The sequence below is a fragment of the Parageobacillus galactosidasius genome (assembly GCF_002217735.1).
Classification (GTDB): domain Bacteria; phylum Bacillota; class Bacilli; order Bacillales; family Anoxybacillaceae; genus Parageobacillus_B; species Parageobacillus_B toebii.
Map to the genome: position 1 here is coordinate 1,803,368 of NZ_NDYL01000002.1, position 15,017 is coordinate 1,818,384.

General features: G+C 40.0%; 12 protein-coding genes and 4 pseudogenes. 6 read left to right on the forward strand and 10 right to left on the reverse strand.

The window, feature by feature from the left end; translation table 11 throughout:
* Positions 1–432 (forward strand): hypothetical protein, encoded by a 432-nt coding sequence (locus B9L23_RS18680; protein ID WP_075039170.1) that lies wholly within the window; start codon positions 1–3, stop codon positions 430–432.
* Positions 433–967: 535 nt separating this feature from the next.
* Here the strand turns inward: B9L23_RS18680 and B9L23_RS18690 are convergent.
* The 6 genes and pseudogenes from B9L23_RS18690 to B9L23_RS18715 all read right to left on the reverse strand — a co-directional run bounded on the left by B9L23_RS18690 (position 968) and on the right by B9L23_RS18715 (position 8,937).
* Positions 968–1,924: a hypothetical protein gene (locus tag B9L23_RS18690; RefSeq protein ID WP_245842466.1), complete on the reverse strand. Its 957-nt coding sequence runs from the start codon at positions 1,922–1,924 to the stop codon at positions 968–970.
* Complete coding sequence (locus B9L23_RS21270) at positions 1,834–2,334, reverse strand: hypothetical protein (protein WP_245842467.1); 501 nt, start codon at positions 2,332–2,334, stop codon at positions 1,834–1,836. Before B9L23_RS21270 ends, B9L23_RS18690 begins: the two co-directional genes overlap by 91 nt.
* A 9-nt stretch (positions 2,335–2,343) precedes the next feature.
* Positions 2,344–3,363: a hypothetical protein gene (locus B9L23_RS18695; protein WP_089098220.1), complete on the reverse strand. Its 1,020-nt coding sequence runs from the start codon at positions 3,361–3,363 to the stop codon at positions 2,344–2,346.
* A 1,120-nt stretch (positions 3,364–4,483) separates the two neighbouring features.
* Positions 4,484–4,651: pseudogene (locus B9L23_RS21275) on the reverse strand (UDP-glucose 4-epimerase GalE); the annotation flags it as partial.
* 308 nt (positions 4,652–4,959) lie between these two features.
* Positions 4,960–6,507: a hypothetical protein gene (locus B9L23_RS18710; protein ID WP_169712582.1), complete on the reverse strand. Its 1,548-nt coding sequence runs from the start codon at positions 6,505–6,507 to the stop codon at positions 4,960–4,962.
* 399 nt (positions 6,508–6,906) lie between these two features.
* Positions 6,907–8,937 carry an McrB family protein gene (locus tag B9L23_RS18715; RefSeq protein ID WP_169712583.1) on the reverse strand — a complete coding sequence of 677 codons (2,031 nt, stop codon included), beginning with the start codon at positions 8,935–8,937 and terminating at the stop codon, positions 6,907–6,909.
* Positions 8,938–9,768: 831 nt separating this feature from the next.
* Here B9L23_RS18715 and B9L23_RS18720 point away from each other — a divergent pair.
* The 3 genes and pseudogenes from B9L23_RS18720 to B9L23_RS18730 form a co-directional block, all read left to right on the forward strand.
* Positions 9,769–10,223, forward strand: a pseudogene (locus tag B9L23_RS18720) (IS21-like element IS5376 family transposase); the annotation flags it as partial.
* Positions 10,224–10,226: 3 nt separating this feature from the next.
* Positions 10,227–10,701 (forward strand): annotated as a pseudogene (locus tag B9L23_RS18725) (ATP-binding protein); the annotation flags it as partial.
* 60 nt (positions 10,702–10,761) lie between these two features.
* Positions 10,762–11,331 carry an alkaline phosphatase family protein gene (locus B9L23_RS18730; RefSeq protein ID WP_245842468.1) on the forward strand — a complete coding sequence of 190 codons (570 nt, stop codon included), beginning with the start codon at positions 10,762–10,764 and terminating at the stop codon, positions 11,329–11,331.
* A 39-nt stretch (positions 11,332–11,370) separates the two neighbouring features.
* On the opposite strand, the pseudogene B9L23_RS21280 reads toward B9L23_RS18730, so the two are convergent.
* Positions 11,371–11,583, reverse strand: a pseudogene (locus tag B9L23_RS21280) (UDP-glucose 4-epimerase GalE); the annotation flags it as partial.
* Positions 11,584–11,855: 272 nt separating this feature from the next.
* Positions 11,856–12,113 carry a DUF2283 domain-containing protein gene (locus tag B9L23_RS18740; RefSeq protein ID WP_089098225.1) on the reverse strand — a complete coding sequence of 86 codons (258 nt, stop codon included), beginning with the start codon at positions 12,111–12,113 and terminating at the stop codon, positions 11,856–11,858.
* A 69-nt stretch (positions 12,114–12,182) separates the two neighbouring features.
* Here B9L23_RS18740 and B9L23_RS18745 point away from each other — a divergent pair, with 69 nt between their 5' ends.
* Positions 12,183–12,317, forward strand: coding sequence for a winged helix-turn-helix domain-containing protein (locus B9L23_RS18745; protein ID WP_245842469.1), 135 nt, complete (start codon positions 12,183–12,185; stop codon positions 12,315–12,317).
* Between the two features lie 30 nt (positions 12,318–12,347).
* On the forward strand, positions 12,348–12,632 hold the full coding sequence (locus B9L23_RS18750) for a transposase (RefSeq protein WP_245842486.1): 285 nt from the start codon (positions 12,348–12,350) through the stop codon (positions 12,630–12,632).
* A gap of 259 nt (positions 12,633–12,891) precedes the next feature.
* Here B9L23_RS18750 and B9L23_RS18760 read toward each other — a convergent pair whose 3' ends face one another.
* Positions 12,892–13,683: a uracil-DNA glycosylase family protein gene (locus B9L23_RS18760; RefSeq protein WP_089098227.1), complete on the reverse strand. Its 792-nt coding sequence runs from the start codon at positions 13,681–13,683 to the stop codon at positions 12,892–12,894.
* A 124-nt stretch (positions 13,684–13,807) separates the two neighbouring features.
* Complete coding sequence (locus B9L23_RS18765; RefSeq protein WP_342745111.1) at positions 13,808–14,995, reverse strand: ADP-ribosylglycohydrolase family protein; 1,188 nt, start codon at positions 14,993–14,995, stop codon at positions 13,808–13,810.
* Between the last annotated feature and the right edge of the window lie 22 nt (positions 14,996–15,017).

Below are 15,017 nucleotides of genomic sequence, written 5' to 3' on the forward strand. Positions count from 1 at the left end.
ATGCCGATTCAAGCATGGGAAAGATGCCTAGAATACAACGATAACCGAAGTTTGGTAACAGTTGAAGAAAACGGTCGGGGGATAAAATTTATAAACAACAAAAGAAAAAAAGTCGCACTATATCGGGTAGATGGCTGTATTCTTACAGAAGGTATAAAATGTGACTTCCTTTTTTTAATTAATGAAGATAAAAGAGCATTCTTTATAGAACTGAAAGGGTCTGATTTAGAAAAAGCTGTACAGCAAATTTCAAAAACAATTGAACAATTACAACCATATCTTCGAGAATATGTGTTGGAAGGAAGAATCATTACTACAAGAGTTAGAACACCTGCTCTAAAATCTACGTATATCATTAGATTACAAAAAATATTGCGAAAAACAGGCGGAACATTAAATATCAAAGCGAAATCTGATGAGGTAACTATATAAAAATGAACAGCCTCCCGCTGATACTCATTCTGCAGGAGGCCTTTGTGTTTATCTTACTTTTTAACGATGCCACTTCCACGCGCTTTCGATGATTTGTTCGAGCGAATATTCCGCTTTCCGGCCAAGTTCTTCATAAATTTTTTGCGATGAGGTGACAAGGGGCATCGGATCACCCGAGCGGCGGTCAATGCATTCAATGATGGCTTTGCTGCCAGTGACTTTTTCATATGTTTCAATGACTCCGTTGATGGAATAGCCTTCGGCAAGGGACAGGCACCCATATACATATTTTTTACTTACAAAAACAGACTGACGTCATGCAACGAGCGCATTCAAAAACATGCTGAATCTTTGTAGCTGTAGGGATGGAGGCCTCCACCAAGAATCCTAGACATTCAGCCAAACTCATAGATACTCGTATGAAGTATGCACGATCGTTCATCAACCCTTGATCCATAAGGGCTGATGAACGATTTGTTTACCTAGTAAGTGTCGAACTCGGGGTTCACTTATATGGAAAAAAACTCCCGATTCACTATAACCATAAATCTTCATCTGTAGCCATAAACTCATCAAATTCTTGCTTTGTCCCGTACTTTATAAAAACACCTAATTTTGAAACGATTTGCGAAATAGCTTGATCAACTTGTATGTCATCATTTATAGCTATTTCTACTAATCCCGAAAGATTCGCTACGACTTCCCCCGCTTCATGATAAAACGCAATGATTTGTCTCTCTTCCTCCGCTATCTTTCCAACTAACAAACAGCTTATATCTTCAGCGCGTTTTCGCTCTTCTATCGCTAGCCGGAGATCCTGACGGGCAGATGAAAATGCTTGATACAATTGTTTCATCCCGATCATGCCAACTGTAGCCGCTATCCCAGCTCCTATCGGTCCAAATAATGCTCCTCCTGCCGCAGTTAACACAATACTGGAGAAAGTTGATACAGCATTACTTCCAACATTCTCTATATATTCTTCCACCGTAATTTTTCCTTTTACAAATTGATAAGTAAGCTCTGTTAAAGCTACTGCAGAAGAAGCCAAAGCCGAAGCAACGTTCCCACGTACCAAAACAGAGCCTTTCCCAATAAATTTTATTCCATGCGCAACACCAGAAATCACCGCTGTTCGCGCAGCAGAGTAAACGGTTGATTTTCCAACGTCTTTTGCTACAGAACGAATATCTTTTTCGCCACGAACAAATTGACTGCCTCCTTGCAGCGCCCCTGTAGCCATTCCCACAAAAGCACCTGCTAAAGCTCCATTTACCATAGCGCAGTACGTATTAGACAAAAAATGACGTATTTTTTGCTCCAACGCATAACGATCAGAATGGATAGCTGCCCTTAACGCTTCGTCATAACTAGTTCCTCCGCTACTAACTCCTCCATATTTTAATTCGCCAGTGATATGAGGATAGGCTTGTTGATAATCTTGCGCATAAATACTACTAGATTGTGCTCGATTTTTAACCAACTCAGCCACACGGCTTGCTTTTCCGAATTAACGAGCCTGTCCATATCTCTATATTTTGGATCAGCTACCATACGTGCTAAACTACTTGCACTTTTCCCAGATTTCGCTTGGATAAATTTCAAAATATGAAAGGAATCCTTAATCACAATATCAGCTGCTGCTTGCGGATCACCTAGTGAATGTGTAGTGAAAGCTCTAAACATTTCCCCTGCCTTTGCAGCGTTAATATTAAACTTTGTACTTTCGATAATTTCAAACAATCTTCCTTGTGTAATCTCAGGATCGCACTTTATATACTGCTTTGCTACATTCTTTAATAAATCCATCCCAGCAAAACATTCCGCCGTTGCATTTCCTAAACGTTCCACTTGTTGTGCGACAATTTGACTAGAAATAATATCAATGGTACTTTGCTTCATATTCCCTATCTACTCCCAATCAGATTGTGATAAGTGTTTCTCTGTTTTCGCCATTACTTCTTTTAATAATGGAGATACCGCACCATCTTCATTAATGATTGGCGTATCTAGCAAATGCTTCATAATAACAGCTAATTGATACGCACGTTGTATTACCTGCTGTTCTTCGTATCGAAACTTCATATAGTCCGACCCAGAAGAGGATATAATTTTTTTCATTTTATCAATGTACTTGGCAAACAATTGGTCACAACATTGTGCCAATTGTTTCATTTTTAACGTATAGCCTTGAATCTCATCTAAAACATTTCTCGCCGCATCTAATTTTTTGATCTCAACTTCAATTTCAGAACGTTGCTTTTTGATTTCCTCTAACTTTTTTTCCGTAGAAGAAGCAAAAATCAAACTTCCAATTGCCAAAGCAGGTGCTAAAGCAATTCCACCTAATACTGCCATTCCGCCAGCAATCCCTAACCCCCCTGCGGCTAGCGAACCTCCACCTAAAAATGCCAACGTCGCATTCGTAGCGGCTGCCCCGCTTAAACTGGCTATAGCCGTTCCAGTCGAAGCCGCGGCAAACGTCGTCGTCGCTCCTAACGCACCCATTGCCGCTAACCCACCGCCAGCCAAAGCAGAAATCCCACTAACGACAATTTGTGAAGCATGAATGGTCTGCTTCTCTACTTCTCTCATAAAATGGTCAACATTGGATACACTGTCAATGCTGTCAATCACCGTTTTATTTGAAAAATGAACGTTTTTCAGCTTCCTAAAGTTTTTTACGAAACTCTTCATGGTCCCATTTAAGATCATTAGCTTTGTTTCACCATACGATTCAAACGCTGCATTAGTCTGTTGCCGAGCCTGCTCGAATTTATGAAAAGATCGTTTATATTTTCGCTCTGTTGCCTCTGCAATCTCTTTTGCCTCTTTCACATTTTGATAAGAATCATAACCCTTTTTGGCAGCTACAGTAGCTGATGCAGCGGTTGCTGCTGCTACAATAAGAGGAATAAGTGGTAATACCATTATGAATGCCTCCCATCATTCATATTTTTGTTTTACCGTATCTTTAATTGGCGGTTATCTACATTTTCGTCGTCAAAAGTGAATGTTTATATAAAAAATGAAATAGTTAATCCCGTCATTGAAATAATCGACAAAATCAATTCTCTTGTTATATTCGCACCATATTTTTTTGTCTCGTTTAAATTGCTTAAGTGTCCGAAAAATCCAAGAATAACTAAAATAATTCCCCATGTTCCGAAAGATAAAAGCCAATAAGAAAAGAGAAAACCTAGCAAATAAATTAATATAGTCATTAATAATCCTCTGTTGACAAAGCTTGTTTTTTGTTCAATTTCCTTTTACTTCTTTCTCTCATGGTATTCTTTCACAAAATGAATAACTAAACCTTTAGCTACCGTCCCAACCGCTTTCCCTATGATTCTATCCCACATAATATCCTCACTCCTATATATTACAAACGTTGTTTTGCATTTTAATTCTCCTTGTGTTTTAACGACATTTGTAATTCATAGGAAGAAAACTTTTACATCACATACTTGCTTTTCGCTCTTTTTTATACTCCCACAACAAAATACAACAAGGCTTCCTGCAAAAATATTTTACTTACACCGTATATAATGCTACCACTTGCTTATCTCTGCATAGACAAAACCAATAATATGACCCGTTTCTTTCATGATATCCGAGAAGTCCTCTTCCATACGATGTCGGACTCACAAGAATTCCTTCGTCAGAAAACGACAAGACTTGAAAAGTTTCTCTTCCTTAAATAAATGTAGATACGATTTTCCCTTCATAGAGCTTCCCTAACAGAGCTTTCCACATTTGTTCCGCAAATAGCTGCTGATTCACTTTTCTATCCTCCATATTTGCCATATTGACATCAATCCTTTTATTTCTACACCCATTCACCCCAATCCTTTTCCTTCCATAACATTTTTGTGAAAATATACCTACGATGTATGTACTACTTCCTCAATTTCTTGCCACCAACCGTCAAGTAAGAGCCAAACCGTCGCCGCCACGCACAGTATCGTCAATCAAATATACATGGAATATTCAGTCATTTATACCCGTAAATAAATCAGCCATTCTTTGCAACAAGGGTGGCCTGTCTTTCTTAACCTTTCCGCTGATGCCATTTCCACGCGCTTTCGATGATTTGTTCCAATGAATATTCCGCTTTCCAGCTAAGTTCTTCGTAAATTTTTTGCGAAGATGCAACAAGGCGCGCCGGGGTGCCCCGGCGGCGGTCGGTGTATTCAATGAGAGCTTTGCAGTCGGTAACATCACTTTCCCTTCACTAAATATGTATAAGCTACGTTTGTTTTGATTGGAAGTTTTTTCGCGCATGAGTATCAACACCTTTTTGGAAACAGAAATAAAGCCAAGGTGGACGGTTTTTACTTTGCTTATGGCAGATACAAGAACATGCTAAATTTACGACAATTATTCTACTAATCCTCTCGATAAGCTTCTGGGTGTGACAGTGCCACCATATATCAGGCATCGTTTCTAAATCTATCCTGAGCCCTTTTGTTACAAACTGGACAAAACACATCCCATTCGTCTGCGGTTTCCTTATGATAATTCATTTCAGAATGTTTTGGTATACTTAAACAGCGTGGCAGTGGATGGATCATGAGCATCTTTTTGTGCCCGACGCGCTCTTTTTCTATTAAAACAAACAGACTCTACCCAAAACGCTTCACAGGCTCGATTGCTACATGTAAAATACTTTTTCCATCCGCCTTCGGAATTAGAATTGGCAGGAAGGTGTGTACCGCAATGCATACAAACTCCATTGTACCCTAAATGATAATGCAATAGCATATTCATCCATTTTACAAACTCTTTTTTATTGCTAGGCTTATATTCAAAGCTACCTAAACGATGCCTAAGCTCTTCTTGTTTCCTATGATTCATTGTCGCATTCCATGTATGGACAGAAACATCATTCAATTTATTTGGATGAATTAAAAAGGACGCGATCGGCTTCTTCGGCAGCGGTTCATAATATTTTTCAAAGGATACATCGCGAATGATTTCAATCCAATGCTCCCAATTAGGCAACGGCTTATACTTAGCATCCAAAAAAGCCGTTTCTGCCTGAAAACCATCCCGGAAAGTAAAGGTAAAATCAGGCCTATAAGATTTTTCCGTATCTAGAAAAGGTCGTTCATAATGAACTTCAAGTGTTAAATTTGTTTTTTGTGGCTCCCGATATTCTTTATAACGATAAACGGGACGGTTAAAAGTAAAAGATATTCCTTCCAATCCCCCTTTTCTTTGAAGATATCGCTGAATTTGAATATACGGATTTTGAGTCGGAATAAAACCGCATTCATAAATTAATGAATGAATAATGGAAAGTAAGCACCATATTTCGTATAATTTTGGAGACTTTTGCAAAGGAACATATGTATTTGACAACTGCTTCAGCGGCTTTAAATTCAACAAATCGTCTAAATATTGATACACTTCACTGTAAAGAGGCGAAAATGTAAACAAGTGCGTCTGCTCCAGCTCCTCTTCATCCACACTCAAGTAATGCAAACTTAAACAAGTATCTGTTAACTCTATGAACTTTGTCCAATGACGCTCACTCTCACTAACTAACTGAAAGGATTCGATTACATAATGTAAGTCCTTCTTTATTGAATTCACGATTCTTTCCTTTTCAAAAGGATTTAGATGCTTATCGTGTTGATTCGATAATGCACTGATTAAGGAACTTGCTCTTCGACACAAATCTCTTTTTCTGTTTCGCGCCTGCCTTAAATAACGGTCTGCATAATCTATTAATCTCTCTAGTCCCCAGCGTATCATTCTATGTTCTGGAATATCTATGGAACGCACGTTTACAGGAATCGAAAACTTATCTTTAAAAGGAAAAATCCTATGGCTGATCAAAAATTTGACATCAAACTGTTTTATTTTGGAAGAAGGGACCAATTGATATTCACGTATTAATTGCTCATGAGGCTCGTCTTCCAATTCCAATAACACCTCATGAAGTTTTTTCATCTGATCTAATGCATGTCGAGCCGCTTCAACATTCCCTCTCCACAATTTCATTGGCGTAGCAGGCCCCTCGTTAGCCGTCAATAAATCTTCAAGCATATTGACGATTTCGTCTTTCATCCGCTGAAACTCTTCCTCTGTCAATAAACTGCTTGTGATATAAACGTCGCTGGACCTGTCTATTATATACCCCTCTCCATCTTCCGCCTCAAAGAAAAAAGTGCCGCATTGATTAATACCGATTGGACTTCGCTCCTCAAGTTCATTACCTTTATCATACCAAACATCCCATTGTTCATCATAAATTAATGGGATTCTCTGCTCATTAGACGTTACACCGTAATGGGACAAGAATACTTTTTGAACTTTACTATTCGATGTTTTTACAACAATTGTCCCTTCATATTCAGAAGCAATATAACAATTGCTTTCTTCGTTAAAAATCAGCGGACTGATTAATTTTTGTATAGGGCGTTCACTTGTAGACTTAATCTCAGCGATCCATAGTTCCACTCCGCATCATCTCCAATATGTAATTGTCCGCCCTTGTCTTAACATTTCTTTTATTTTCTGTTGAGTCAATAATGAAATATCCGATTGATCCTTGAGCTTTTGTAATAGCTGCTCCAATGCTCTAACCGTTTCATCACTTCGCGAAACTTGGATTCTCGGCAATATTTTTCCGCGAATGATTTGATCAAACTTCAAATGAGAGTTTACCGCGCTTCCGTAATAGCCAATTTGGTCTAAAGCTCTGCGGTTCAATCTAGCTCCTAATTGATCCAACAGCGAATTAAGTTCTTTAGCCTTTTGTCTACATTCTTCATCCATCACAGTGACCGTTAGATCTTTCTCCAAATCAACAGAAATCAGCTCAGATACTTTCATTTTTCCCAGCTCTTCTATTAATCCTTCCTCATCCTCTGGATAACGCAAGTCAATCACAAAACTCCGATCAATGATTTTTGGACTTAGTCCTTTTACGGTATGATCCATGTTCATCGTACCAATAAATCTTACATTACGTGGAATTTCAAATTCTGCGGGATATCGATAGTACAAATCAAAACAATTTTGCACTTTCCATCTTTCGGAATCGCTCTGTATTTGTTTACATTTCTCTTCATCAAGAAACTCAAGTCCGTTTTCATCCACAGTGATATAAGGTTTAATCATTTTATAAGCCAACTCCTGAAAATGTTTAGAGTAAAGGGTAATCTTAGGATTTTCTTCTTCCCTGGCACTCAAAAATTCCGCAAAATAATACTCTACATGGGACAGATTCATCTCGTCTAAACAAATCAAGTACAAAGATTGCGGATTTTTTTTTGCTTCTACTAACGCATCCAAAAATTCAGTGGAGACATATTGATAGTCAATCGGATTAAAGAAACCGAGTATATCTTGCTTATCCGTCCAGCTAGACTGAACCCTTATTGTGTATGTCTTTGCCCCCTTAATGATTTTAGAAAAATTTCTTGCCAGGCTGGATTTGCCTGTTCCGCTCGGACCATGCAAAATAATAAGCTGATCCGTCTTTAAAGCGCCTACAAAACATTCAATAACATCACGTTCATACTGAAGGTCGCATTGTTCGTGCAAAGCACCTTGAATGGTTGCTATAATGTCTTCTTGGTCGCTCCAATGAATGATTTGGTCATTTGAAGTAGCATTATCTTCATCATCTTCATTCCCTAACAATGGATGTACAAGGCGGAACTGTTCGAATTGAGATTTTAGGCTTTTTTTATATTCTTCTAACCTTTGAGCTTCTTTGTTCAAAACTTCTTTTTGCTCTTCGATTTCTCTCTTTCTCTTATCTAGCAAAGACTCTTCATCGCTGATTAATTTTTTCTGTCCTTCGAGCTTTTTTAATTGCCGATCAATTTTACTTTTTTCTTTATTGAACTGCTCTTCCTTCTGACGATATTCTTCTTGCAGTTTTATCTCCTGCTCCCGAAAGTTGGCCCATAACTCATTTTCTTTTTTATTCAATTCCGCTTCTAACTCAAGGATCTTGTCCTCCATTTGTAATTCAAGTTGCGAAACAATGAGCGGCGCAATCTTCTCCAAAGGTCCAAGCAGCTCCGCAATCTTTTTCACAACCCCCTCGCCGAAGCGCGCCAGCAAACTTGTTTCAAAAGAAGCACGTCGGATAGAATTTGCGTTAATAAATATCATTCCTAATTTTCTATTTTCCCGCTTATCCTTCTCATTCGAAAGTTCACCTAAAATTAATTCTTCGGCAACAGCAGTTAAAATATCCCCTTTCTTATACTCAGGTCCATCCTTTGAAACAATAAAGGCCACCGTCCATTTATCCCCATTAAAAGGAAGAATAAACGGCGTAAACGTATCAGGATTTAACACTTCTGCTATTAATAATAAGTTGTCATTCTGCAGCTCCTTAACATATCTTACTTCTAAAATTAAACGGCTGCCAAGAAGCTGCGGGGCACAAAACCTCACATAAAATTGATGGGCTTCTTCTTGGGTCCAGTTTATCGGCGATCCTAACTCGTCCAAAAGGGAATTTAAATGTTCTTGCAATTTTCTTCCGCTGCTTTCCATATCCGATGCAACTCCTTCCCTTTAATTCCGGGTGGTGACAGACATTGAGCCCAATTACAATGGAATATTGAAAAAAGTCTTCAACCAACTGTATTTTTCCATATTTTATTTTGTTTTGCCTCTTCAATATCTAGACACACCGGATGTACTTTTTCACCCTTATAAATAAAAGATTTCCCCATTTTTTTATCGGCAATTTTATAAAAAAAATGAATAGCATAATATAGCTTTGGTAAAATCAATGCAATATAATATTTACTTCATTTTGAAAGGCATAATGGGCAAAAAAGTTCATTGATTGTTGTCAATAGTTTTCTTCCTCGATAATGCCGATCAATAGTGAGCTTATCGATTTCCATGACATGCCCCCTATGTTTTGCAATATCTTCATTTCCGAAAAATGAAAAATAATCATTAATGGGGGAATAAGCTTCTACTTTTTTAGTTCGAATGTACCAATTATTTTCTTATTTTCATTAAGTAATAACATAAAACATTCCGTAGAGCCATCTGGATATTCCTCCTCATACCCTTCCCTCTCTCCATATTTCATTAACAAACTCGTTAAATAATATTAATTCATTCTTCTCGTGTTTCTACTTTTTAGCCATAAGAATCTCTCCCCTCTTCTTTTTTCTCTATGAAATCAAAAATGTTTCTTGCAACTATCCTCACAAGGTGTTGTATGTAATCAGCTTTTCCAAAAACAATGAATAAGTGTTAAAGCCGATGATAAAATCCCCAATATAGCCGGAATAAAATTCCCCACTTACAATAGAACCATAGTGTCAATGAGAGGAGCTATGGTTCATGGTTACGAGAGGGGAATTTTTTATGATCAAAGAAATGTATGAAAGGGCGATGAGTATTTCCGATATTGCGAGGGAATTGGGGATCGATCGGAAAACCGTCCGAAAATATATTAATCCCCTAATCCCCCTTCTAAATCCAAGCGAAATCCAAGAAAAAGCAAGTTAGATCCATTTAAGTCGTATCTTCAAAAACGAATGTTAGAGGATGGGGTGTTTAATAGCGAAAAGTTGTTTTTTGAAATTCGACAACAGGGCTACACGGGAGAAAAGACGATTTTAAAAGACTATATGAAACCTTTCCGAGAGACGGCGAAAAAGAAATACACTGTTCGCTATGAAACGCTTCCTGGCGAACAAATGCAAGTCGATTGGAAAGAAGTTGGCGAGGTCGTGATCGAAGGGAGAAAAGTCAAGTTATCGCTATTTGTGGCTACATTAGGCTATTCGCGAATGATTATTGATCGAAAGGAGAATATTCTTTTTCTTGGTCCGCCGGGGATTGGAAAGACACACCTGGCTATTTCGATGGAATGGAGGCGATCGCAAGAGGATATAAAACGTATTTTATATTACTGCACACGATTTGGTCAATCAGTTAAGAAGAGCCGACCAGGAAGGAAAGTTGGAGAAAAAGCTTCATGTCCTTGTGAAGCCAACGATTCTGATTATTGATGAAATAGGATACTTAAAACTGGACCCGAACAGTGCTCATTATTTATTTCAAGTGATCGCCCGGTGATACGAGCATGCCCCAATTATTCTCACTTCCAACAAAAGCTTTTGGGAATGGTGAGAAATCGTGGGAGACTCAGTGTTGTCGACGGCGATGTTAGATCGATTACTGCATCATTCCATCATTTTCAACCTAAAGGGGGAAAGCTATCGATTACGGGAAAAGAGGCTCCAACAAGAAAAACAGAAGGATCAATGAGGTCAATGAGGTCCTTCTGGGGAATTTTAAACCGGCGATTTGGGGGAAAAATAATCGGCCTTGACATTAAAAGGCGGGATTAAAGATAGTGATGAGGTGGTGCTTGCGGTTAATGAACGAATGGCCTTTATTTATACATTAAATCCTGAACGCGCGCCGCTTCCGGATATCGCGAAAACGCTGCAAAAGGACGACAGAGTGGATGTCATTGCTTGGATGGAAAACGAATCCGTGCACGTCATATCCGGAGTTCGACAGGGAAGACTCATTTTTAAACCGAATGGAACATTGGTCGATGAGTACGAACAATCGTGGGATATAGCAGGAGATGCAGGAGTTTTGAATCTGACGGTAAAGAACAATAAGATTTTTTATGATGAATATCCGGATGCGCTGGCCCGATTGTACAGCTCGCTAACTTCTCATGGAGGAAATTATCTTGTAGTAAGTGCTAAACCAGGATTTGAATTTATCGGTGAAGGCTCTCCAACTCATGTTGGAGGAGCAAGCCATGGGGGACTTCATAAACAAGATTCACTAGTGCCGATGATTGTAACTGGTACAGATTCGTCCCCAAAACATTTACGTATTATTGACTTAAAAGATTGGATTTTAACCCTGATTGATTGACGTAGATGGGCAATTCAGCCTCCCGCTGATAACACTCCTTCAGCAGGAGGCTCTGTATTTATGCCATTTCCATGCGCTTTCGATGATTTGTTCCAACGAATATTCCGCTTTCCAGCCGAGTTCCTTATAAATCTTCTCCAAGGAGGCAACAAGGCGCGCTGGGGCGTCCGAGCGGCGGTCGGTGTATTCGATGAAGGATTTGTGGCCGATTGCTCTTTCATCTGTTTCAATGACTTCGTTGACGGAATAGCCTTCGACAAATGATAGGCACTCATAGCTCTTGCGGTCGATCCTAAGAAACTTAGAAAAAAGACGAGAAAAGTAAAGGAATCAGAGCTGTTTAGTCCTGATTCCTCCCTCTTAACAGATTTATACTGTCTACTTTTCAGATCACATGCACAGGCACTGATCCCATGACACCCGCCATCCTGTCCTAAATAAAGAATAAACGAGCCGTTCCTAATTGAAAGAAAGGCTCGCTTTACAGGCCAACACACATTAAACAGCGCAAAATTCATTTAAAACTAGTGAATTTGTTGATTGATCATATGAAAGTTGATATTTATCGGTATATATTTCCTTATAAGATCAATATCCCTTTTCTTGTAGTCCATAATGACGATGCCAGTAATGACATCGTCCTCTTCCGAAAATCTAATAAACAGGCCAGGAGCTACTTCATCATCGTACGATACTTTTGGTTCGCCCAAATAAATATAAAGGACATCGTGATCATAGTCATAGGAGTATTTAACGTTTTCCTGTAGATTTTGGACGAACATAAATCGCACCTCCTGTTTCCTGATTTAACCTACTTTCAGTCCTATATCCGTGAACATTACGGGGTGGCCATGTCCCGGGAAGGAATTCGGAAACTCTTGCATCGAATGAGACTGTCTTGGACCCGCCTCACCTATACCTTAGCCAAAGGTGACGCCGAACAACAGCAGGCGTTTGAAAAACAAATGGAACTGATAAAAAACTAATCACTCCCGATATGATTCTTTTGTATGTCGATGAAACGCGCATCCGGTCGTATCAAATCCTGCGAACCACTTGGTCGGAAGTGGGCCAACAAAAGTAAGTGCCACCTATGGCCACCATGCCCACATTTCGCTTTTTGGAGCCGTGAATGTGCTCAATTGGATTTCTTGAGAATCCTCAAAAGCCATTATCCTGACAAATTGATTGTGCTCGTGCTCGACAATGCCCGCATCCACCATGCCAAAATGGTCAAAGAGTTCTTGCGTCAAGAAGGGGAATCGTTTCACTTGATCTTTCTACCCCCGTATTCCCCGTAACTCAATCCGATCGAACGCTTGTGGAAATGGTTCAAAGAGACAGTCATTGCGAATGTGTTTCATAAAGATCAAATAGATATTGATCGAGCCATTACCCGGTTTATGGAATATATTGATCAACAACCGGAAAAGGTGCTTCGACGCTTGGGGTGTGCTGCGTGATGCAAAGGTTAACCTTTCAAGGTGCATTTATATAGTTGCGCTGACCGAGTGTGTACCGCACTCGTTCTTTTTCATTGTACGTTTTTCTTATCATTATTTAATTTCTATCATCTCGGTCATCCGCGTGGTGTGACAGGAACTGGGCCTTTTCCTTATTCAACAAATAAAGGCGTTCACGCAGTTGCTTATAAAGAAGTGGACCCTCTATTTGTGTCTTTTTCGGAACCCCTTTTAACGAAAACGGAACACTCATGTACTTTTCCGGATGCAGCCGAAGTTCGTGGCTAAATGCATCTCTTGGCTCTGAACCGACCAATATGACCAGTTGGGGATTTAATAAATGTATTTCGTCCATTAACAGTTCCTTGCACTTTTTCATATCCCGGATCCCTCTATGATTAGCTACCCTAGCAAAATCCGTCACATATGATCTCTCTGCAATATCCCTGGTGATCCCTAAATTTCGAACAAGCGGATCATAATTTTTGGTATTGGGCCAATAGCGATCAAAAAATGACTGATAAGGTTGTACGTCTTCAAAAATCCAAAAACAAGAAAGGACGGTCATACTCAGCTTCTCTTCCTTCTGCAAGGAACCCTTAAACACAAAGATATACTCTGCCTTACCTCGCTCAACAACCTTACGCCCAATAAACGGCAAATCCACACTTCGGGCAATATTGTCCCTCTTAAAAGACCAATAATTCCGAGATGGATCCATTGCTTTTTTATAATGCTGGAAATACGCTTCATAAAAATCCACTAAATAATTCAACTCCGGAACTTGTTTCAAATCCGATACGATATGAAAGTCAACGTTCCCATTGATTTGTGATTCACTATAAATGCCAAAGTTCGAATGTATTTCAGCCAATCGATGAGCTAGCATCATACATCCCCCCATCATTCACAAAAATTTCGAACAAAGAAACATCGATGGAAATTATTGAAAACCTATAAATCCTATCTCAAACCGATCAACCAATAGGAAGGCCGCGGCAAACTCCACCCGACTAGCCCCGAATATTTACCAATTGCACCGCCAGCTCTTCCAACTCATCGGCACAGACGATCTTTTCAGTAAAACGGCTTGGCAGTTGGTGATATCCGACTTCTAATCCTTTCAATCCCCCGGCAATCGCCGCAATCGTATCGCTATCGCCACCCATATTCACCGCTGAAATGACGACGTCTTCAAACGACTCGCAGCGCAACAGCCAATGAAGAACCCAGCTCATCGTATGCACGACATAGCCATCAGGCGGGCAGGCCGGTTCAACCGTTAAAAGCGGTTCGTATCGCGTATGAACAACTTCTTGCCTAATCGCTGCTGACAGCTTTTCTCCATGCAACAACCGAGAAGCAATGCGGTTATAAATAAGGCACGCTTCCGCCGCTTGACTATCATGATGTGTCATATTCGAATGAAGGACCGTGACTTCCTCCATCTTTTCCTGATCCGCATACGCCAGCGCAATCGGCAAACAGCGCATTAACGACCCGTTCCCCGCACATTTGCCGCCGAGCTTCCGGCAAGCCCGATAAGCAGCATCAAACCAATCGCCAGCATACAATGAAAACACGGTGCGGATGATGTTGCCGACATCCGGGGGATTGGTCTTATACCACTTCAAAAACTCCTCTCCGATTTCAGCAATCGGGTTTTCCTTATTTCGAATGATTCCTTTCGCCACCGCAATCGTCATTGCCGTATCGTCCGTCACTTCGCCAGGCGGTAAATCAAGCCAACCGCCGCCGATGATGTCCGTCACTTTTCCGTACGTGCCGCGAATTTCCTCGGCACTCATAAACTCCATCGTCGCCCCGAGCGCATCACCGATCGCGACGCCGAACAGCCCTCCTTTGATTCGGTCAAGCACGTTTTCCCCCACATCGTTTGATTTAGCCGTATGATGCTTTGCATATTTTATAGTTTGGTAGTTGCTCACTAACTGATCCAATTCATCCAATGAAAGATAAGCAATAGCATTCCCGCTTCCGAATTTCCTCATAACTTTGTCCTCTACCATTTGCAGCTTTTTCAATACTTCACTAGAAGCTTTGGTACCCGTAAAACGTTTTCTCCCCTTATCAGGTCCTTCTTCGATAATCTCCCACTCTTCAGGCTGAAAGACACAAACGACTTTTCCATGATGTACCCCTGCAACATATTGAATATACGGAAATCTATGTTTACTCATCCTCCAATTTCCCCGAGTAGCT

Coding starts and splice junctions, on each gene's coding strand:
- B9L23_RS18680 (WP_075039170.1), top strand. CDS start 1: ATGCCGATTCAAGCATGGGAAAGATGCCTAGAATACAACGATAACCGA.
- B9L23_RS21270 (WP_245842467.1), bottom strand. CDS start 2,334: ATGAAGCAAAGTACCATTGATATTATTTCTAGTCAAATTGTCGCACAA.
- B9L23_RS18695 (WP_089098220.1), bottom strand. CDS start 3,363: ATGGTATTACCACTTATTCCTCTTATTGTAGCAGCAGCAACCGCTGCA.
- B9L23_RS18710 (WP_169712582.1), bottom strand. CDS start 6,507: ATGAAAGACGAAATCGTCAATATGCTTGAAGATTTATTGACGGCTAAC.
- B9L23_RS18740 (WP_089098225.1), bottom strand. CDS start 12,113: ATGTTCGTCCAAAATCTACAGGAAAACGTTAAATACTCCTATGACTAT.
- B9L23_RS18745 (WP_245842469.1), top strand. CDS start 12,183: ATGTCCCGGGAAGGAATTCGGAAACTCTTGCATCGAATGAGACTGTCT.
- B9L23_RS18750 (WP_245842486.1), top strand. CDS start 12,348: ATGAAACGCGCATCCGGTCGTATCAAATCCTGCGAACCACTTGGTCGG.
- B9L23_RS18760 (WP_089098227.1), bottom strand. CDS start 13,683: ATGCTAGCTCATCGATTGGCTGAAATACATTCGAACTTTGGCATTTAT.
- B9L23_RS18765 (WP_342745111.1), bottom strand. CDS start 14,995: ATGAGTAAACATAGATTTCCGTATATTCAATATGTTGCAGGGGTACAT.